The organism is Streptococcus sp. 9.1(2021) (assembly GCF_030466425.1).
Taxonomy (GTDB): Bacteria; Bacillota; Bacilli; order Lactobacillales; family Streptococcaceae; genus Streptococcus; species Streptococcus wuxiensis.
Genome location: NZ_JAGQFU010000001.1, coordinates 24,124 through 43,018, shown reverse-complemented (window position 1 = coordinate 43,018; position 18,895 = coordinate 24,124). Strand labels below are relative to the sequence as shown.

At 41.1% G+C, this 18,895-nt stretch carries 25 protein-coding genes; 3 read left to right on the top strand and 22 right to left on the bottom strand.

Translation table 11 applies throughout. The annotated features are described in order from the left end of the window. Positions 1-25: 25 nt before the first annotated feature. From yhbY to KBU52_RS00250, 5 genes are all read right to left on the bottom strand, one after another. Complete coding sequence (gene yhbY, locus KBU52_RS00270) at positions 26-337, bottom strand: ribosome assembly RNA-binding protein YhbY (RefSeq protein WP_000060171.1); 312 nt, start codon at positions 335-337, stop codon at positions 26-28. A gap of 208 nt (positions 338-545) precedes the next feature. After that, on the bottom strand, positions 546-1,652 hold the full coding sequence (yqeH, locus tag KBU52_RS00265; RefSeq protein ID WP_254723936.1) for a ribosome biogenesis GTPase YqeH: 1,107 nt from the start codon (positions 1,650-1,652) through the stop codon (positions 546-548). A 2-nt stretch (positions 1,653-1,654) separates the two neighbouring features. After that, positions 1,655-2,182, bottom strand: coding sequence for a YqeG family HAD IIIA-type phosphatase (locus KBU52_RS00260; protein WP_254723935.1), 528 nt, complete (start codon positions 2,180-2,182; stop codon positions 1,655-1,657). A 16-nt stretch (positions 2,183-2,198) separates the two neighbouring features. Continuing rightward, entirely contained in the window at positions 2,199-3,104 is a 906-nt protein-coding gene (locus KBU52_RS00255; RefSeq protein WP_004251417.1) for a magnesium transporter CorA family protein, read from the bottom strand. A gap of 51 nt (positions 3,105-3,155) precedes the next feature. After that, entirely contained in the window at positions 3,156-3,722 is a 567-nt protein-coding gene (locus KBU52_RS00250; RefSeq protein WP_006152683.1) for a mechanosensitive ion channel family protein, read from the bottom strand. 229 nt (positions 3,723-3,951) lie between these two features. Between KBU52_RS00250 and KBU52_RS00245 the strand changes: the two genes are divergently transcribed. Then, positions 3,952-4,920, top strand: a complete 969-nt coding sequence (locus tag KBU52_RS00245; protein ID WP_254723934.1) for an aromatic acid exporter family protein — start codon at positions 3,952-3,954, stop codon at positions 4,918-4,920. 53 nt (positions 4,921-4,973) lie between these two features. Here the strand turns inward: KBU52_RS00245 and KBU52_RS00240 are convergent, their stop codons facing one another. Together KBU52_RS00240 and typA are read right to left on the bottom strand one after the other, a co-directional pair. Then, a complete protein-coding gene (locus KBU52_RS00240; protein WP_004251425.1) occupies positions 4,974-5,228 on the bottom strand; it encodes a DUF3165 family protein in 255 nt (84 codons plus the stop codon). A 19-nt stretch (positions 5,229-5,247) separates the two neighbouring features. Next, positions 5,248-7,089: a translational GTPase TypA gene (typA, locus tag KBU52_RS00235; RefSeq protein ID WP_004251427.1), complete on the bottom strand. Its 1,842-nt coding sequence runs from the start codon at positions 7,087-7,089 to the stop codon at positions 5,248-5,250. A gap of 159 nt (positions 7,090-7,248) precedes the next feature. Between typA and KBU52_RS00230 the strand changes: the two genes are divergently transcribed. Then, entirely contained in the window at positions 7,249-7,974 is a 726-nt protein-coding gene (locus KBU52_RS00230; RefSeq protein WP_254723933.1) for a 16S rRNA pseudouridine(516) synthase, read from the top strand. A gap of 29 nt (positions 7,975-8,003) precedes the next feature. On the opposite strand, the gene KBU52_RS00225 is transcribed toward KBU52_RS00230, so the two are convergent. The 8 genes from KBU52_RS00225 to KBU52_RS00190 all read right to left on the bottom strand — a co-directional run bounded on the left by KBU52_RS00225 (position 8,004) and on the right by KBU52_RS00190 (position 11,919). After that, complete coding sequence (locus KBU52_RS00225) at positions 8,004-8,249, bottom strand: DUF4190 domain-containing protein (protein WP_254723932.1); 246 nt, start codon at positions 8,247-8,249, stop codon at positions 8,004-8,006. Positions 8,250-8,444: 195 nt separating this feature from the next. Beyond that, positions 8,445-8,672 carry a DUF4190 domain-containing protein gene (locus tag KBU52_RS00220; protein ID WP_254723931.1) on the bottom strand — a complete coding sequence of 76 codons (228 nt, stop codon included), beginning with the start codon at positions 8,670-8,672 and terminating at the stop codon, positions 8,445-8,447. An 85-nt stretch (positions 8,673-8,757) separates the two neighbouring features. Then, a complete protein-coding gene (locus tag KBU52_RS00215; protein ID WP_254723930.1) occupies positions 8,758-9,138 on the bottom strand; it encodes a rhodanese-like domain-containing protein in 381 nt (126 codons plus the stop codon). Between the two features lie 5 nt (positions 9,139-9,143). Then, on the bottom strand, positions 9,144-9,368 hold the full coding sequence (locus KBU52_RS00210) for a YqgQ family protein (RefSeq protein ID WP_024053574.1): 225 nt from the start codon (positions 9,366-9,368) through the stop codon (positions 9,144-9,146). Positions 9,369-9,426: 58 nt separating this feature from the next. Then, a complete protein-coding gene (locus tag KBU52_RS00205) occupies positions 9,427-9,888 on the bottom strand; it encodes an ECF transporter S component (RefSeq protein WP_254723929.1) in 462 nt (153 codons plus the stop codon). After that, positions 9,866-10,639, bottom strand: a complete 774-nt coding sequence (locus tag KBU52_RS00200; RefSeq protein ID WP_254723928.1) for a bifunctional hydroxymethylpyrimidine kinase/phosphomethylpyrimidine kinase — start codon at positions 10,637-10,639, stop codon at positions 9,866-9,868. The genes KBU52_RS00205 and KBU52_RS00200 overlap by 23 nt, the downstream gene beginning before the upstream one ends. Next, positions 10,629-11,378 (bottom strand): tRNA pseudouridine(38-40) synthase TruA, encoded by a 750-nt coding sequence (truA, locus tag KBU52_RS00195; protein ID WP_006148963.1) that lies wholly within the window; start codon positions 11,376-11,378, stop codon positions 10,629-10,631. The genes KBU52_RS00200 and truA overlap by 11 nt, the downstream gene beginning before the upstream one ends. A gap of 85 nt (positions 11,379-11,463) precedes the next feature. After that, on the bottom strand, positions 11,464-11,919 hold the full coding sequence (locus tag KBU52_RS00190; protein ID WP_006152739.1) for a GNAT family N-acetyltransferase: 456 nt from the start codon (positions 11,917-11,919) through the stop codon (positions 11,464-11,466). A 70-nt stretch (positions 11,920-11,989) separates the two neighbouring features. On the opposite strand from KBU52_RS00190, the gene KBU52_RS00185 reads away from it, so the two are divergent. Then, a complete protein-coding gene (locus KBU52_RS00185) occupies positions 11,990-12,652 on the top strand; it encodes an A24 family peptidase (protein ID WP_254723927.1) in 663 nt (220 codons plus the stop codon). Here KBU52_RS00185 and trpA read toward each other — a convergent pair. From trpA to trpE, 7 genes are read right to left on the bottom strand one after another with little or no spacing between them, the layout of a single operon-like run. Then, positions 12,621-13,403 carry a tryptophan synthase subunit alpha gene (gene trpA / locus KBU52_RS00180; RefSeq protein WP_254723926.1) on the bottom strand — a complete coding sequence of 261 codons (783 nt, stop codon included), beginning with the start codon at positions 13,401-13,403 and terminating at the stop codon, positions 12,621-12,623. The two genes, KBU52_RS00185 and trpA, sit on opposite strands and share 32 nt — an antisense overlap. Then, positions 13,396-14,619, bottom strand: coding sequence for a tryptophan synthase subunit beta (gene trpB / locus KBU52_RS00175; RefSeq protein WP_254723925.1), 1,224 nt, complete (start codon positions 14,617-14,619; stop codon positions 13,396-13,398). The genes trpA and trpB overlap by 8 nt, the downstream gene beginning before the upstream one ends. Continuing rightward, complete coding sequence (locus tag KBU52_RS00170; protein WP_254723924.1) at positions 14,597-15,196, bottom strand: phosphoribosylanthranilate isomerase; 600 nt, start codon at positions 15,194-15,196, stop codon at positions 14,597-14,599. Before KBU52_RS00170 ends, trpB begins: the two co-directional genes overlap by 23 nt. Then, positions 15,183-15,950 (bottom strand): indole-3-glycerol phosphate synthase TrpC, encoded by a 768-nt coding sequence (gene trpC / locus KBU52_RS00165; protein WP_254723923.1) that lies wholly within the window; start codon positions 15,948-15,950, stop codon positions 15,183-15,185. The genes KBU52_RS00170 and trpC overlap by 14 nt, the downstream gene beginning before the upstream one ends. Further along, positions 15,947-16,951: an anthranilate phosphoribosyltransferase gene (gene trpD / locus KBU52_RS00160; protein WP_254723922.1), complete on the bottom strand. Its 1,005-nt coding sequence runs from the start codon at positions 16,949-16,951 to the stop codon at positions 15,947-15,949. Before trpD ends, trpC begins: the two co-directional genes overlap by 4 nt. Positions 16,952-16,961: 10 nt before the next feature. Then, entirely contained in the window at positions 16,962-17,528 is a 567-nt protein-coding gene (locus KBU52_RS00155) for an aminodeoxychorismate/anthranilate synthase component II (protein WP_254723921.1), read from the bottom strand. Next, positions 17,525-18,886: an anthranilate synthase component I gene (gene trpE / locus KBU52_RS00150; RefSeq protein ID WP_254723920.1), complete on the bottom strand. Its 1,362-nt coding sequence runs from the start codon at positions 18,884-18,886 to the stop codon at positions 17,525-17,527. Before trpE ends, KBU52_RS00155 begins: the two co-directional genes overlap by 4 nt. Positions 18,887-18,895: the final 9 nt, after the last annotated feature.

Sequence of the window (18,895 nt, the reverse complement as noted above, 5' to 3'; positions counted from 1 at the left end):
GTAAAAACAGTTTGGGAGTATTTTTTTAAATTTCTTTAACTTTTTTAGAAATCTTACGATTTTCTTTCTTGCTTGATTGTTTATACAAAATCAAGATACGTCCAATTTTTTGTACTGTATCCACACCGATTTCTTCTTCCAAGATTTCAGCTACTTCGTGGATGTTTTCATCTGTATTTTGTAAGAGTGTAACCTTAATCAATTCACGGGCATCAAGTGCCTGACGAACGCTGGTTTTGATTTGGTCGTTGAGTCCATTTTTTCCAATTTGGATGATGGGTTTGAGGGTGTGTGCCTGGCTGTTGAGGAAGGCACGTTGTTTTGATGTTAATGACATATTTTCTTCCTTTTTGATAGTTATTTTAGGTGGTGGGGGACGGTCGGAACTAATTTCCCAAAGATTTCATCTTTGAAAAATGGATTTCCTGACCTCACAATTGAGCCTAGGTCTCAATTGCGCCCCTTGCCAATCTATAGATTGGCAATCACACCACGGCAATAACTATCTCTACATGAGCTCACTTTGTTCGCTCAGTGATTTTATTTTAAATAATTGCTTTTCGTGAGACGACTGCGACGCCTTCTGGTGCCCAGACGGCTACTTTGGCAATTCCTGTTACACGGATCCAGCCTAGTCCTGAGATAACGAGGTCTGTCTTATCCTTGATAGTAAAGACATGTTGGACTAGTTTTGGAAAAACTTCTTTTTCTTTGCTATTTGGTGGTGTTAGAAGGGTTCCCAGGTGCTTGTCGTAAAAGGCACTAGCCCCTTCTAGCTTGGTACGATGAAGTTTGAGTTCATTATCAAAGAAAGCTGTGAAACCTTGCTTTTCTCCTGCAATGAAATCAAAGCGTCCCAAACCTCCTAAAAAGAGAGTTTGCTCAGGATTGAGCTGGTAGGTTTTAGGTTTAATTTCCTTTTTAGGACTGACATACTTGAGGTTTTTGGCTGTCAAGTAGTGGGCCATCTGATGACGATGGATAATTCCCGGTGTATCATAGATATAAGAACCATCATCAAGTGGGATCTCAATCTTATCTAAGGTTGTCCCTGGGAAACGTGATGTTGTGATGACATTCTGGTCACCCGTAATTTCCTGGATAATGGCATTGATAAGAGTTGATTTCCCAACATTGGTAACCCCAACTACATAGACGTCACGACCCTTACGATAGTGCTCAATTTTATCAATGACTTCCTTGATAGCATGCTTGTTTTGGGCTGAAGTCAGAACGACGTCAACAGGACGTAGACCTTCTTCATGGGCACGTTCCATGAGCCATTGACTAATCTTACCAGCCTTAACAGACTTAGGAAGGATGTCTTTTTTATTTCCAACCAAGAGAACATCGTTGCCTGATACAAAGCGAGGCAATCCTGGGATAACAGAACCATTAAAGTCAAAGATATCAATCACATTGACCACCAAGGCATCACTGTCTCCTACCTCGTGCAAGAGTTTTAGGAAATCATCATCCGTCAACTGGACATCTGTGATTTCATTGTAATGACGAAGACGGAAACAACGTTGGCAATAAACTTCACCAGTTTCCAAACCTTTTTCGAGTGCTGACTGAGGTGTAAAACCAAGACCAGTCTTATCTGTCGTCTGAATGGTTGCTCCACAGCCAATACAGAGAATTTCTTCCATAGTTAGATTCCTTTTTTATATGTGATAGGACCGTACTTTTCAGTGATTTTTTTCATGACACGGCGCTCACGAGCGCGGTTAATCTTCGTTTTGATAGAGTCGTGCTGCACCAAGGGCTTGACCAAAATCGAACGAATCCCTGCTCGGTGAGCAGCTCGAATATCCGTCATGAGTTGATCCCCAACCATGACCACTTCGTTTTTCTCATAGTGGAATTCCTTCATGGCGCGGTCAATCCCGAAAGTAAAGGGCTTCAAAGCCCAATAAACATAGTCAATCCCAAATTTTTCAACTGCACGTTGAACCCTTTTTTTAGAGTTATTGGACACCACGATGATACGAATACCTGCATCACGAAGGTCATGTAACCACTGTTTCATTTCTGGAGTCCCATCAGGATTATTCCAAGCAATCAGAGTGTTGTCCAAATCCACCAAAACAGCTTTGATCCCTTGGTTTTTCAGGCTTTGGATTGTCAAATCATAAACTGCTTCCACAGCAAAATCTGGCATGTAATTTTCAATCGCCATTCTGGCTCCTTCTCTTTTATTTTCTAGTAATTTTCTTCAGCCATTGAGATAAGGCTGCCCATAAAATCAAGCTAGCCATTAAGATATAAATCCAAGCATTTGGCTCTTCTGTAAATGGTAGAGGAACATTCATTCCGAAGAAACCTGTAATAACCGCAAGTACTGCTAGTAAGACGGAGATAATAGTCAAAACTGTCAAACTATCATTCAGGTTATTGTTTAGGATGTTGTTGTAAGAAGATGAGAGTTGTTGCAAGACTTGAGAAATCAAGTCTGTCATAGACACCAACTGATGGGCTTCAATCATCGCATCATCAAACTGCTCTCGTTCGACTTCATTAAATCTCCGATAAAGAGCATGGCCCTGGATATGTTCTAAGAGGAGTCGATTTTGTTTTGCCGCTGCTGTTAAGTAAACCATACCAGTCTCCAAGTCAGAGAGGGCGAAGAGATTTTTCTTTGTTGTTCTCTGACGAAGTAAGCTGTTGACTTCATCTTTACTCTTATCCATCTTTTCAATGATTGGATAATAGGCGTTACTAATGATTTCTAGACTAGCAAAAAGAAATTTGTAAATAGAAAGCAACTCATGGCTATCCAGATAAGCTAACATCTGATCAATGACATAAGCATTCTTATGGTTGCTGATGGTAATCATTCGTTTGTTTTCAACGATAAAGGTCATGGGAATCGCTTCATAGTAATCCTTGTCCTTTTCTAAGTCCAGAACATTGTAGATAAAGGTCACAGTCCCATTCTCACGGTTGTAATCCATATGGGCACGTTCATTTTTATCCAGCGCATATTCGATGGTTTCCTTATCCAATCCGTAGATTTCAGATAAATCTTCAAGATTTTTAATTTTTTCTACATCTAGATTGATCCAAACACAACCATTTCCTAATTGCTCATCTAAAAACATCGTTTCTCCTCTGTCAAACTCCCTCTATTGTACCATAAATCAAGTAAAATTTCAGTTCAACTCGTCTCTTGAAAAATTGCTAACCACGGTAATATTACGGTTGGGAACAAAGTGGAGAGCCTGGTCTTCACCTCTTAGTTGAGTGGTTCGAATGCCGACACTAACTACTTTTCCCGATACAGTAATGGGACCATTTGTCAAAACAACTTCATCTCCTACATCCAACTGGCGTTCAAAGAGGATAAAGAAGCCATTGATAACATCTGATAAGAAGCCCTGCGCCCCCATACCAATTGCAACTCCGGCAATCCCAGCACCAGCTAGTAAACTGGATACAGGAAGTCCTAGGATAGACAAAATGCAGTAAACTAAAAAGAAATAAAGGGTGTAATTAAAAATATTTTCTAATAAACGCGAGATTGTCTTTTGTCGTCCTGCATCACGATTTGAATACTTAAGTGAAGGTTTGACAATTTTCTTGACAGCTGCATGGAGAAGCTGTTTAGCTATGTAAAATAGCACAAATAAAATTAAAAGAGAAATCACTTTCGTTAAAAGATTCTCAAATACCGTTGTTAAATCTAGCTTATTAAAATAACTTTTAAAAAATTCTTGCATGTAAAACTCCTTTCTAATTATTATACCACAAAACGAAGTTGTGTCTGGCTTCATAAGTATTTATTCCAGGCCTATCAAACATACATAGACTTGATTTCAAAGCATATTTATACTATAATCAAACCACTACAAAAAGAAGCAATTAGTTACTCAATGAGTCTATTGAAATAACTCATCGTCTCCTACCTACCACTGAAACTTTCAATCACCTATCCCAAGGAAGTATTCTATGTCTATCACACAACGCACTCTTAAACTAGTCCTAGCAACTTGTTTTGCTTGTTTACTAGCCTACTTTTTTGATTTGTCATCAGCTGTTTCAGCTGGTATCATTGCTATCTTGAGTCTTTCTGATACTCGAAGAAGCACGATCAAGCTAGCCCGCAATCGTCTTTTTTCAACTCTTCTAGCTCTCTTAGTTGGTGTTATTGCCTTTAAACTAACTGGTTATCATATCTGGAGCTTTGGACTCTACTTAGCAATCTATGTTCCTCTAGCCTATAAACTGGGTTGGGAAATTGGAATCACTCCTAGTAGCGTTCTGGTCAGCCATCTCTTAATCCAACAATCAACAACACCAGCACTTTTACTGAATGAGCTCTTACTCTTCCTAATCGGTACTGGATTTGCACTTCTGGTCAATCTCTACATGCCTTCACGTGAAAAAGAAATTCAACATTATCATACGCTTGTTGAAGAAAAACTCAGAGATGTTCTTCTACGGCTTTCTTACTATCTGAAAAGAGGAGATGGCCGTAATCAGGCTCAACTTGTAAATGAACTTGATCAACTGCTTGAGGATGCTCTTAAGCTAGTTTACCTCGATCACTCTGACCATCTCTTTCACCAGACAGATTATCATATCCACTACTTTGAGATGCGGCAAAGACAAACGCGTATCTTAAGAAATATGGCTCAACAGATTAACACATGCCAACTAGCCGCTAGTGAGAGTTTGATTGTCGCTCAGCTCTTTTCAAAAACAGCTAGCCAACTGAGTCAAACAAATCCAGCCTACAACTTATTGAATGATATTGAGAGCTACCTAGAGGTGTTTCGCAATCGCTCTCTCCCTAAAACTAGAGAAGAGTTTGAGACACGGGCAACCCTATTACAACTCTTTCGTGAATTAGAACATTTTATCCAGATAAAAGTAGATTTCTACAACCGTTATTCTGACAAAAACAGTAACAAATAAAAACTTCTATCGGCAACTGAGTTGCTGATAGAAGTTTTTTGTTATGAATAGATTTAATTTTCGCGCTTCTTTCGAATCGACATGAGACTGATATCTCTCAAACTAAAGTAAGTAAGAGCCAGCATTCCCAATGTAATAAAGATTTCTGCTGGAAGTTGGAAAATCTGTAGGGCAGACAAGAGCAACAAGATTACGAGGGCGACAAGTCCAAAGACTAATATTACAACATTGACCGTCCCCTTGATACTTTGAGGTGTCGCAAATACATAGAGTAGTAATAAGAGTATCCCTATGATTAAATAGACCATCTTTATCTCTTTCTAGCTCTTATTCAGCTGATTTTTTCTTTTTGTTTGCTTTCTCACGCTCTGCCTTGTTGAGGATTTGCTTACGCAAACGGATAGATTCAGGTGTTACTTCCATGTATTCATCATCGTTCAAGAACTCAAGTGATTCTTCAAGTGTCAAGATACGAGGAGTTTTGATAACCGCTGTTTGGTCCTTAGTAGCAGAACGAACGTTAGTCATTTGTTTTGCCTTCGTGATATTAACAGTCAAGTCATTCTCACGAGAGTTTTCACCGATGATCATTCCTTCGTAAACCTCAGTACCTGGGTTGACAAAGATAGTACCACGTTCTTCGATAGACATGATAGAGTAGGTTGTAGCCTTACCAGCATCGATCGAAACAAGGGCACCACGGTGACGTCCGCCAATTTCCCCTGGAATCAATGGCAAGTATTGGTCGAAGGTATGGTTCATGATCCCGTAACCACGAGTCATTGACAAGAACTCAGTTGAATATCCAATCAAACCACGCGCAGGAACTAGGAAGACCAAACGAGTTTGACCATTACCAGTTGAAATCATATCCAACATTTCACCCTTACGTTCAGAAAGGCTTTGGATAACAGATCCTTGGTATTCTTCTGGAGTATCGATTTGCACGCGCTCAAATGGCTCACACTTCACACCATCGATTTCTTTGACGATAACTTCTGGACGAGATACTTGAAGCTCATAACCTTCACGACGCATAGTCTCGATGAGGATTGACAAGTGCAATTCCCCACGTCCTGAAACTGTCCATTTATCTGGTGAGTCTGTTGGATCTACACGAAGAGATACGTCTGTTTGCAATTCTGCTTGAAGACGCTCTTCAACCTTACGAGAAGTGACCCATTTACCTTCACGACCAGCAAATGGTGAGTTGTTAACCAAGAAGGTCATTTGAAGAGTAGGTTCGTCGATGTGAAGAACTGGAAGAGCTTCAACTGCATCTGTTGGAGTGATTGTTTCCCCAACGAAGATGTCTTCCATACCTGATACGGCAATCAAGTCACCAGCCTTAGCTTCTTGGATTTCACGACGTTCCAAACCAAAGAAACCAAAGAGTTTTGTAACACGGAAGTTCTTGGTTGTACCATCAAGTTTAGAAAGAGTAACTTGGTCTCCGACCTTAACAGTACCACGGAAGACACGTCCGATACCGATACGACCAACGAAATCATTGTAGTCCAAGAGTGACACTTGGAATTGAAGTGGCTCATCTGAGTTATCGATTGGAGCTGGAATGTGGTCAATAATGGTATCAAAGATTGGCGCCATAGTCTTTTCTTGGTCTGCTGGATCATCTGACAATGAAGATGTTCCGTTGATTGCTGAAGCATAGACTACTGGGAAGTCAAGCTGATCATCATCTGCACCAAGCTCGATGAAGAGTTCCAAAACTTCATCCACTACTTCTGCTGGACGAGCTGATGGTTTGTCAATTTTATTGATAACAACGATTGGGACAAGGTCTTGTTCCAAAGCTTTTTTCAATACGAAACGAGTTTGAGGCATAGTACCTTCGTAAGAATCCACTACCAAGACTACACCGTCAACCATTTTCATGATACGTTCAACTTCTCCACCGAAGTCCGCGTGTCCTGGTGTGTCCATGATATTGATACGAGTTCCGTTGTAGGCAACTGCTGTATTCTTCGCAAGGATGGTAATTCCACGCTCTTTTTCAATATCGTTTGAATCCATTGCACGTTCAGCTAATTCTGTACGCGCATCAAGAGTTTCAGATTGTTTTAATAATTCGTCAACAAGGGTTGTTTTACCGTGGTCGACGTGGGCGATAATCGCGATATTACGGATATCTTCTCTTAATTTTGTCATGATTTCCTCTATTTATTTCAAATTTATTTTCTAACTGAGCAATTATACCACAATTTTAAGCAAATGACTTAACTCAAGTAAGTGTAAATGTTTTCAAAAGAAAATTCATGATTTATCTTTTCTTTTCAAAAATGCCGACTTGTGATAAGATAGGCTGGTATGCGTTTAGATAATTTATTAGCCCAGGAAAAAATCAGTCGAAAAGCTATGAAACAGGCTCTCCTAAAAAAAGAAATCTTAGTAGATAGAGTCCCTGCTACTTCCCTTGCACAGAATGTTGATACGGGATTACAAGAGTTGTTTTTTCAGGGTAGAAAAATCCAAGGATATGAGCACACCTATCTCATGCTTCACAAACCAAGTGGTGTCGTGACAGCAAGCAAGGACAAGAAGCTCCCAACGGTTATGGACTTACTACCTCAACACCTCCAATCAGACCAACACTATGCTATCGGTCGGCTAGATCGAGATACGACAGGGCTCCTCCTCTTAACGGACAATGGCCCTCTAGGTTTTCAACTTCTCCACCCTCAATATCATGTCGATAAAACTTATCAAGTTGAGGTGAACGGCTTGCTCACACCAGATCACATCCAGCAGTTCAAAAACGGGATTGTCTTTCTTGATGGAACTATTTGTAAACCTGCTCAGCTTGAGATTCTATCTTCAAGCCCTAGTCTCAGCCGAGGCACCATCACCATCTCTGAAGGGAAATTTCATCAGGTCAAGAAAATGTTCCTCTCAGTTGGTGTCAAGGTCACTGCCCTCAAACGAGTTCAGTTCGGAGATTTTCTATTAGATCCTGATCTAGCAGAAGGTCAATACCGACCCTTGAATAAAGAGGAGTTGAAAATTATTAAAAACTACTTAGAGAAAAGTGGATAAAACAAAAAAGCTTTAAAACTAAAGCTTTTTTAGATTCTTGCTAAGCTATAAAATAAAGCGATGTCCAAAATCCAGCTAAGGACAGAAACTACGATCCCCACGATACTTAGGATTCTTTCTCTTTTAAAGTCTAGACCAGATTCTTTTTGACTTGAATTAGCTATGACTAGTCCAACGATACCTAGAATCAGTCCTACTATTGGAGATGGCAATCCAAGGACGATAGATAGGATACCTAAAACAAATGAAGTTTTTTTCTTTTCTTGTGTATCCATATTATAAAAACTCCTTAAATTTATCACAGATTCATTATACCATATAAAGAGATTTTATCTACGGTGTAACCAATTTTGCTGTATGTAAACTTGCCCCTGAGTCAAGAAGCATTAGAATGATTCATACCTATTTCGAGAAGATTGGATCAAACAAAAAAAGCTTTAAAACTAAAGCTTTTTTTGTTAGAACCCTGATTAATGCATCATTAAGATAAGTCCTGCAATCCAGTTAAGTACAGAAATGACAAGCCCTACGATATTGAGAATTTTTTCTGTTTTATACACTAGTCCAGATTGTTTTTCGTGCGAATTAGCCAAGACAAGACCAATGATACCCAAAACAAGACCTACGATTGGAGATAACAAACCAAGGACGATAGATAGGATACCTAAAACAAGTGATGCTTTTTTCTTTTCTTGCATAATAAAAACTCCTTAAATTTAATACAAATTAATTATATCATAAAAAGCTAGATTTATCTACAATTCAATAACTTTTTACAAAATGTTAGCTGGTCTTAACCTTGCCTGTCCAAGAATCCAATCCGTAAGAAAGGATATAAATTTCTGAGAAACCTTGTTTTTTCAAGAAAAGTGCTGCATTGGTTACACGTTGCGCACGTTGGTTTTCATATAGAAGGACAGGTTTATCCTTGCGAAGAGCTGCAAGACTTGTCTTCAATTGATTTGAAGGAATATTACGAGCTCCGAGGATATGTTTTCTGTGGAAGTCAGCTGGCTCACGCAGGTCAATTAACTGACCTGTACGAATCAAAGATTCAAATTCTGCATTGTCTACAATTTTTGCTGCACGGCGAATACGAAGATAGTTGTATCCCATCCATGCCAACATCGCCACTACAAGTCCCCATAATACCCAAATTACCATAATATCTAATCTCCATTTTTTTCTAAATAGTCTAATTCTAGTTTGTGCTCTCTGCGAAGGACAGCCTCCGCTTCTAGATAATCCAGCTTATCCATCAAACCAGCATCATAGATTCGAGATAGTTCAATCTTCATTAATTCAATGTCATAAAGACGTTTGCCCATATAGACAAGAATACCGAACTGTTTGAGAAATTGCTGCACATCGTAGAGTGTTTTCATAGCTTTCATTTTAGCAAAAAATCAGAGTTTTTTCAATAGTTCCCTTGGAGGATTGCTCTTTTTACTATTATCTAGCTTTCTTCACACTATGACAAAGAAGAAAGCCTACTGTCATACCAACGATATTTTGCACAAGATTTGGGACGATTTCTGGTAGGGCTGCTCCCCAACCATTCATCCAAGCCGATGCAAAAGCGTAACCTGCCACCATGATGATGGTTGCCAAGACTAATCCTAGCCACTGCCATTTCCCTTTAACACCTGCCAAATATCCCTGCGAACCATGAAAAATCAAGCTGAAGAACATCCACTGGGGATAACCTGAAATCAGGTCAATTAGAAATCCCGCTAATCCTCCGACAACAGCTCCTTCGCGACTCCCAAAGTAAAAGGCCGTAAAGAATATTCCTGCATCCAAAAGTGTTAGAAATCCTGTTGGTGTTGGGATTTTTACGAAATAGCCCAAAACTACGGATAGGGCTGCTAAGATGGATACTAGGGCGATTTTACTTGTTTTGGTTTGCTTCATACTGTCTTACTCCATATTGATCTGCTTGTGCAATGGCACGGTAAACAAAGGCTTTGGAACTTTCAATTACTGGTAAGAGCTCCTCTCCCTTGACTAACTGGCTGGCAATGCTTGATGCAAAGGTACATCCTGCACCAGCATTTTGCCCTTGGATGACTGGATTTTCAAAAATGGTAAAATTCTCTCCATCATAAAAGACATCCACAGCCTTATCCTGACTGAGACGATTTCCACCCTTAATAATCACTGCTGGCGCACCCAAGTCATGTAATTTCTGCGCTGCATCCTTCATATCGTCCAAGGTTTCAATCTTTTGGCCTGCTAGCAATTCTGCCTCAGGAAGATTGGGTGTAATGACAGTCACATAAGGGAAAAAGCGAATCAACTCTTGACAGAGTTCGCTGACTGCAACGTCGTGCGTTTCCTTACAAACGAGAACTGGATCCAATACCACTGGAACTCCTGTGCGTTCCTTGATAAAGTTAAGAGCTTTCTCAGCAACACCAACAGTCGGTAAGAGACCAATCTTAATTCCTCCAAAGTCTACGCTCTTTAGGCTATCCAACTGTTGTTGGAAAATAGTCTCATCTGTCGGGAAGACCTCAAATCCATTTTCTGTCAAAGCAGTTAAGCAAGTCATAGCTACAAAACCATGTAAACCATTTAAAGTATAGGTCGCAAGGTCAGCAGCTAGTCCACCACCACTAAAAATATCATTTCCTGAAAGTGCTAAAATACGATTATTCTTCATAACGAATCTCCTTCAAATACAAACCATTGGGTGCTGCAGTTGGACCTGCCAACTGTCTGTCTTTTTTCTCCAAAATCAGGTCAATCTGCTCTATCGGCATTCTGTTATTACCAATTTTCAGCAAGGTCCCAACCATATTTCGAATCTGCTTATAGAGGAAGCCATTGCCAGAGAAAGTAAAGGTCAAAAATTGACCGGTCTCGTCAACCCTAAGACTGGCTTCCGTGATTGTTCTTACCTTGTCCTCCACACTTGTTCCGGCAGCAGTAAAACCGGTAAAATCATGGGTTCCTTCTAATTTCTTCACAGCTTTTTGCATGCGTTCCACATCTAGTGGATAGGGATAGTGGGTGGCATAATGACGTCTCATAGGATTTTTAGGACGCCCTCTATCCACGATAAACTCGTAGGTCTTGCTATGCTTGGCATAACGGCAATGAAAATCATCAGCCACTACCTCAATCGAAATGACATCTATATCTTCAGGACTTTGAGTATCGAGAGCAAAGCGAAGCTTTTCCTCATCCATCTGATAGGGAAGATCAAAGTGGATAACCTGCCCTAGCGCATGAACACCACTATCCGTTCGCCCTGCACCATGGATGGTAATGGCCTGCCCTTTATTTAATTTGGTTAAAGTTTTTTCAATTTCCTCTTGGACACTACGCGCGTGTGGTTGCCGTTGAAAGCCAGCAAAGGCGTAGCCATCATAGGAAATGATTGCTTTATATCTAGTCATGTATCTATTTTATCAAGAAAATTTCTCTGCAACAAGTTTGAAAACCAAAAATTGTACGGGTGCAGTTTTAGATATCAACTAGTCCTTACCTCGATTTTCTCATTATATATTTTCGTACAGGTACTTCAACCATTTGAACGATTTCAAATCCTTCTTTTTGGTAAAGATTGTAAGCTGTTTGATTTGCCTCGTAGACATTTAGAGAAATAGTATCTATGTCTTCATTTTCAAAGGCCAAACTAACAAATTTCCTTAAAGCCTGGCTACCTAATCCCTGCCCCTGTTTCTGAGGATTGATAAAAAATCTCCCGATATGAAGATTCCTGTCTTCTAGCCTGATTTTCTGGATAAGCCCCACAAACTCTTGTCCTTCAAATATTGAAAAAATTCCTTCCAGCTTTTGTAAGGATTGGACAATCAAGGGATAAGAAATTTTGGGTCCCATCCATTGCTTCTGAAAACTCTCTCCCAAAGCATTAGACCAGCGACAAATGAGTTGGGCATTTTCTATCTGAAGTCCTTTTTCAAAGTGAATTTTCATATTTGCTCCTAAAATTTCTCCTTTATCCAACTATTATACTCTTTCTCTTATTTTTTCCGAATTAATAAGTATGATTCACCTTTACTTTTTTCTTGTTGGAGCTATTCTTGCTTCCTTTCTAGGCTTAGTCATTGACCGCTTTCCTGAGCAGTCTATTATCTTCCCTGCTAGTCACTGTGATTCTTGTCAGACTCGTTTAAGACCACTGGATTTGATTCCATTTCTCTCACAGGTATTCAATCGCTTTCGCTGTCGCTATTGCAAGTCAAGCTATCCTGTCTGGTATGCCTTCTTTGAGTTGTCTTTGGGACTGCTCTTTCTAGCTGAGTCTGTGGGATTTTTAACTTTGGGGCAAGTCATCTTGATAACTGCCGGCTTGACTTTGGGCATCTACGACTTTCGTCATCAGGAGTATCCCCTACTGGTCTGGATGACTTTCCACCTAATCCTCATGGCTTCCTCTGGCTGGAATCTGGTCATGGTCTTCTTCCTTGTCCTTGGAATTTTGGCTCACTTTATCGATATCCGCATAGGTGCTGGAGATTTTCTCTTTCTGGCTTCTTGTGCACTTATTTTTAGCCTAACTGAAATGCTGATTTTAATTCAATTTGCCTCCACGACTGGTATCCTAGCCTTTCTCCTACTAAAGAAAAAGGAAAGACTTCCTTTTGTGCCTTTCCTCTTGCTGGCCGCTTGTATGATTATTTTTGGTAAGCTAGTGCTTCTCGGATAAAGTCAGCGATTTCTGCTACTTGTCCTTCATGCAGAGCCTTAACAATCTTGGAACCGACGATAACGCCATCCGATACCTCATTGAAACGTTCTACATCAGCCTGTGTGGATACACCAAAACCTGTCAATACTGGAATATGTGCCACTTGATGAAGTTGAGCCAAGTGCTTGTCCAAATCATCTCGGTAGTTTCCTGATTTTCCTGTCACTCCATTAATAGCAACAGCATAGACAAAACCTTCAGCTCCCTCAATGAGTTCTTTTTGACGCTCCATTCCTGTCGTTAAGCTTACAAGTGGAATCAAAGCAATGTCTGTATCTGCCAAGAAGGGCTCTACAAAATTAGCATGTTCATGAGGGAGGTCTGGGATAATCAATCCCTTGACCGCTGTAGTAGAAAGGTCTTTGACCAATTTCTCCACACCGTACTGAAAGAGAGGGTTAAAGTAGGTCATGATAACAAGTGGAACTTCTGTTTCAATAGTCTTCAAAATTTCAACTAGAGCCTGTGTAGAAGTACCACTAGCTAGACTGCGCAAGCCTGCTTCTTCGATAACTGGACCATCTGCAACTGGGTCTGAGAAAGGAACTCCCACTTCAATAGCAGACACTCCCAAATCTTCTAAAAAGTGGATTGTTTCAGCGAGACCATCCAAACCTTTTTCATGGTCTCCAGCCATGATATAGGGAACGAAAATTCCTTTTCCAGCTGCTTTAATAGCATTTAATTTTTCTGTTAGTGTCTTAGGCATGAGCTTCTCCCTTCTTTGCTACATTTGCTTCCAAGCGGTCTTTGACTTGAACCACATCCTTGTCCCCACGACCTGATAGACAGACTATCATGGATTTGTCTGGACCGAGTTCTTTGGCCAATTTCCCCGCAAAAGCAATAGCGTGGCTAGATTCCAAGGCTGGGATAATCCCTTCCACACGAGACAAGAGTTGGAATCCTTCCAAGGCTTCCTCGTCTGTCACAGGAACATAGCTGGCACGTTTGATATCGTGGTAGTGAGAATGTTCTGGACCGATACCAGGATAGTCCAAACCTGCTGAGATAGAGAAGGCTTCAAGAATTTGACCATGGGCATCTTGGAGCACATCCATGAGAGAACCGTGAAGGACACCCGGACGACCCTTGGTCAAGGTAGCTGCGTGGTGCTCTGTATCAACACCGAGTCCTGCTGCTTCAACACCATACATAGCTACTGACTCATTTTCCACAAATGGATGGAAAAGTCCGATGGCATTAGAGCCACCACCAACACAGGCTACTAGGGCATCTGGTAAATTTTCACCTGTCAATTCACGGTACTGTTGTTTGGCTTCGCGTCCGATAACACTTTGGAAGTCACGAACAATTTCTGGGAAAGGATGAGGTCCCAAGGCAGAACCAAGAATATAGTGGGTATCATCGATATTTGCCACCCAAGAACGAAGGGCTGCATTGACCGCATCCTTGAGCACGCGTGAACCATCTGTCACAGCCTCTACCTTAGCTCCTAAAAGCTCCATGCGGAAAACATTGAGGGCTTGGCGCTTGACATCTTCCTCACCCATGTAAATGGTACATTCCATGTTAAAGAGAGCCGCAGCTGTTGCAGTTGCTACACCATGCTGACCAGCACCTGTTTCAGCGATAATTTTCTTCTTGCCCATGCGTTTAGCCAGTAAAACTTGTCCTAAGGCATTGTTAATCTTGTGGGCGCCTGTATGGTTGAGGTCTTCACGTTTAAGGTAAATCTTGGCTCCGCCGATATGCTGGGTCAAGTTTTTTGCGTAGTAAAGAGGAGTTTCACGACCTACATACTGGCGCAAAAGTTGGTTTAACTCCTCTTGAAAACTTGGATCCGCCTGACTTTCACGATAAGCCTCTTCCAATTCCAATACTGCTGTCATCAATGTTTCTGGGACAAAACGTCCACCGAATTTCCCGTAAAATCCATCTTTATTTGGTTCTTGATATGCCATTCTTTACCCTCTCTATAAATCTTCTAATCTTTTCATGATCTTTTTGTCCGTCTGTTTCTACTCCGCTTGATACATCTACTGCAAAGGGAGAGAAATGCTGAATCGCTCCTGCTACATTGTCCTCATTTAGCCCGCCTGCGATGAAGAAAGGCTGGGCTAGTCCAGTCGTATCCAGTCGGCCCCAGTCAAAGGTTTGGCCACTCCCTGCCACAGGAGCATCAAAGAGTAGATAATCTGCCTGAGAATTGGGTACATGACCATCCCCGTCTACTTGAACAGCCTGAATACTTGCACAAGGCAAATCCTCAAACAAATCATCCGCCACCTGACCGTGAACTTGTACAAAGTCCAAACCAACTTTGTCTACCGCTTCTAACAGTTCTGCCCGACTGGGTGAAACAAATACTCCAACTTTTTTAACGTTGACAGGAATGAGCTTTGCCAGCTCTGCTGCTTGTTCCAAGGTCACCTGTCTTTTGCTAGGAGCAAAGACAAAACCAATGTAGTCTGCTCCAGCCGACACAGCTGTTTTTACGGCTTCTTTGGTCGATAGTCCACAAATCTTAACCTTTGTCAATCTGCAGCTCCTTGATTCTCTGGGCTACATCTTCTGCTTGCATGAGGGCTGTTCCTACTAAAATTCCGTTAAAGTATGGTGCAACACGTTTTGCATCCTCCTCTGTAAAAATAGCAGATTCGGAAATGTAGAAGCAATCATCCTTAAAGTGTTTGGCCAAGTCTACGCTTGTCTGCAAGTCGACTTCAAAGGTTGTTAAATTGCGATTGTTGACACCAATAATTTGAGCTCCAAGACGGTGGGCCACTTCTAGTTCAGCTAAATTGTGGGTCTCAACCAACACTTCTAAACTAAGCTCTGTCGCATAGTCGTAAAGCTCCTTGAGTCGTTCTTCTGACAAGGCTGCGACGATGAGTAAGATAACTGTCGCACCTGCATTGCGAGCACGGATGATTTGCTTTTCATCGAAAATAAAATCCTTGTTGAGCGTAGGAATGTTTACCTGACTGGAAATCTCACGCAGATAATCCAAATGACCTTTAAAGAAAACCTCATCTGTCAGAACAGAAATCATAACTGCTCCGTTAGCCTCATAAGTCTGGGCCTGTTGAACAATATCTACATCGAGATTAATATCCCCTAGACTTGGGCTTGCCTTCTTGACCTCCGCAATGATTTGCAAGCGGTCTTGGTGATTCTTCAAAAATTCTGCCAAACGATAGGTCTGGCGCAAGGGCTGAACTTCCTCTCGCTCCATCTTTTCAACTTCGCGCGCCTTTTGCTCTAGGATACGTGATAAAAATTCCTGACTCATCTTTGATACTCCTGTAATAGTCTGAGTTTTTCAAGGGCCTTACCACTGGCAATCACTTGACGTGCCAATTCAACTCCGTCCTTGATACTGTCTGCTTTACCATTGGCATAGAAACCGAGACCTGCATTTAAGACTGTTGTTTCCAAGAATGGACTTGGTTCGTTATTAAGAACACTGACAAGGATGGCTGCATTCTCATGAGCATTTCCCCCACGAATGTCTTCAATAGCAATGCGTTCCATTCCCAAATCTTCTGGAGTAAAGGTTGATAAAGTAATTTCACCATTTTCAAGAAGGGCAATGCTGGTAGTTCCATTCAAACCAGCCTCATCCAATCCTTCTGGACCAGCTACTACAATGGCACGTTTGCGACCCATGTTTTTCAAGACCTGAGCAGTACTTTCCAGAAGTTCAGGACGACTGATTCCTAGAAGCTGTGTTTCCAAAACCATTGGATGGATGAGCGGTCCTGTCAAATTCATGATAGTTGGAATTCCCAACTCCAAGCGAGCTGGCATAATGTATTTCATGGCTGGGTGCATGTTTTTGGCAAAGAGAAAGACGATTCCTGTTCGGTCAAAAACCTTACCCAATTGTGATGGTTTGAGATCAATATTGATTCCCAAAGCTTGCAAGACATCTGCTGACCCAGATTTAGAAGAAATAGAGCGATTTCCATGTTTGGCCATGTGGATTCCTCCACCTGCCAAAACAAAGGCTGCAGTTGTAGAAATGTTGAAGCTAAATGACTTATCTCCACCTGTACCGCAGTTATCCATAGCATCTTGAATATTTGTTGGAATGTGTTGAGCATGTCCTCTCATAACTTGAGCGAGGGCTGTTCTTTCTTCAGGTGTTTCTCCCTTCATCTTAAGGGCTAAAAGTAGTGAAGCAATTTGTGCTTCTGTCACTCGCCCTGTTACGATGCGTTCGATCACATCTGTCATTTCAACACTTGATAAATCTTCAAAGTTGGCTAATTTTTCAATAATTTCTTTCATTTTGTGTTCCTCACTTTACAACTTTCTCGATAAAATTCTGAATAGAAGATAGGCCATCTGGCGTTCCAATACTTTCTGGATGATACTGCAAGCCATAAATCGGCAAGGTTTTGTGTTGAATCCCCATAATGGCTTGATCATCTGTCGAACGAGCTGTCACTTCAAACTCTTCTGGCATCTCTTCAATTAAAATACTATGGTAACGCATGACTGGACGATTGTCCTCAATTCCTTGATAGAGAACTGATGGAGTCTCAAATCGAATCTGGCTTTGTTTACCGTGCATAACTTTAGGAGCCAAGCCCAACTTACCACCAAAGACTTCTGCAATGGCTTGGTGCCCCAAACAAATCCCTAGAATAGGTTTCTTACCTGCAAAATCACGAATCATTTCTTCCATTTTCCCAGCATCAGCTGGCCAACCTGGGCCAGGAGAGAAAACTAATCCATCTGCCTTTTCAGCATGTTCATAAAGATCTGGGTCATCATTTCTTAAAACCTGAACTTCTGCGAAATTCCCGATGTATTGAGCCAGGTTATAGGTAAATGAATCATAATTGTCAATCAATAAGATCATGGTCTTAGTTCTCCCATTCTAGTCATAGATTTAGCTTTGTTAATCGTTTCTTGGTATTCGTTCTGAGCGATGGAATCATAAACAATTCCTGCACCAGCCTGTACGTAGGCTATTTTATTTTTAAGAATCATGGTTCGAATAGCAATGGCAAAATCCATATCTCCAGTTGCTGATAAGTAACCGATAGCTCCTGCGTATACGCCTCGCTTCTCTGTTTCTAGTTCATAGATGCGTTTCATGGCCCGAATCTTTGGTGCCCCCGATACTGTTCCTGCCGGAAGTGTCGCCTTCAAGGCATCCATGGCAGTTAATTCTGGTAGTAAACGTCCTTTAACCACGCTGGTCAAATGCATGACATAGCGGAAAAGTTCGACTTCCATATACTTGGTTACTTGGACACTTGCTGTTTCAGCAATTCTACCGATATCATTTCGTCCCAAATCCACCAACATTCGGTGTTCTGCCGTTTCCTTTTCATCAGAAAGTAAATCACTTGCAAGTGCTGCATCTTCCTCGTCATTAGTGCCTCTAGGTCGCGTACCTGCAATTGGATTGGTTGTCACGATACCATTCTTGACGGAAACCAAGCTCTCAGGACTGGCACCGATGATTTGATAATCTCCAAAATCATAAAAGTAGAGGTAATTTGATGGATTGGTCACTCGAAGATTTCTGTAAAAGTCAAAAGGATTTCCAGTTACCTCTGCGGAGAAGCGCTGACTGAGTACACATTGGAACATATCACCGTTGCGAATCAAGTCGCGCGCTGTTTCTACCATTTCTTCAAATTTCTGAGTTGCAATATGTGGTCTAAACTGAAGTGGAGAAACGTCCAAATCTTCAAATTCATTTGGAGCAGGGATTTTCAACTCTTCTAAAACCTGATCTAAAGCCACTTCTAGTTCTTCATTACTACGTTCACTGTAGAGAGCATCCTCTATGATATGAATTTTTTCTTTCTTATGGTCAAAAACTATATAACTCTCATAGACGAAGAAATGCATATCTGGCGTCCCAATCGTATCCTCAGGGAGCTGGCCAATCTCTTCATAGAGAGAAATCATATCGTAGCCAACAAAGCCAATAGCTCCACCACCAAAAGGTAGGTCTGAATGGTGCTGACTCTCATGAGTCACCTCATAAAGGAAGTCCAAAGGATCACGATCAATCACCTGGCCATTTTGATAAAGAACTCCATTTTCGAACTTAATTTCAAAAACTGGGTTATAGGCTAAGATAGAAAATCGAGCATTTTCTTTTTCTCTTGGGATACTTTCAAGTATGACCTTGTGTTGTCCGTTCAAACGCATATAAGCCAAGATTGGTGATAAAACATCTCCATGAATGATTCTTTCCATTGTAATTTC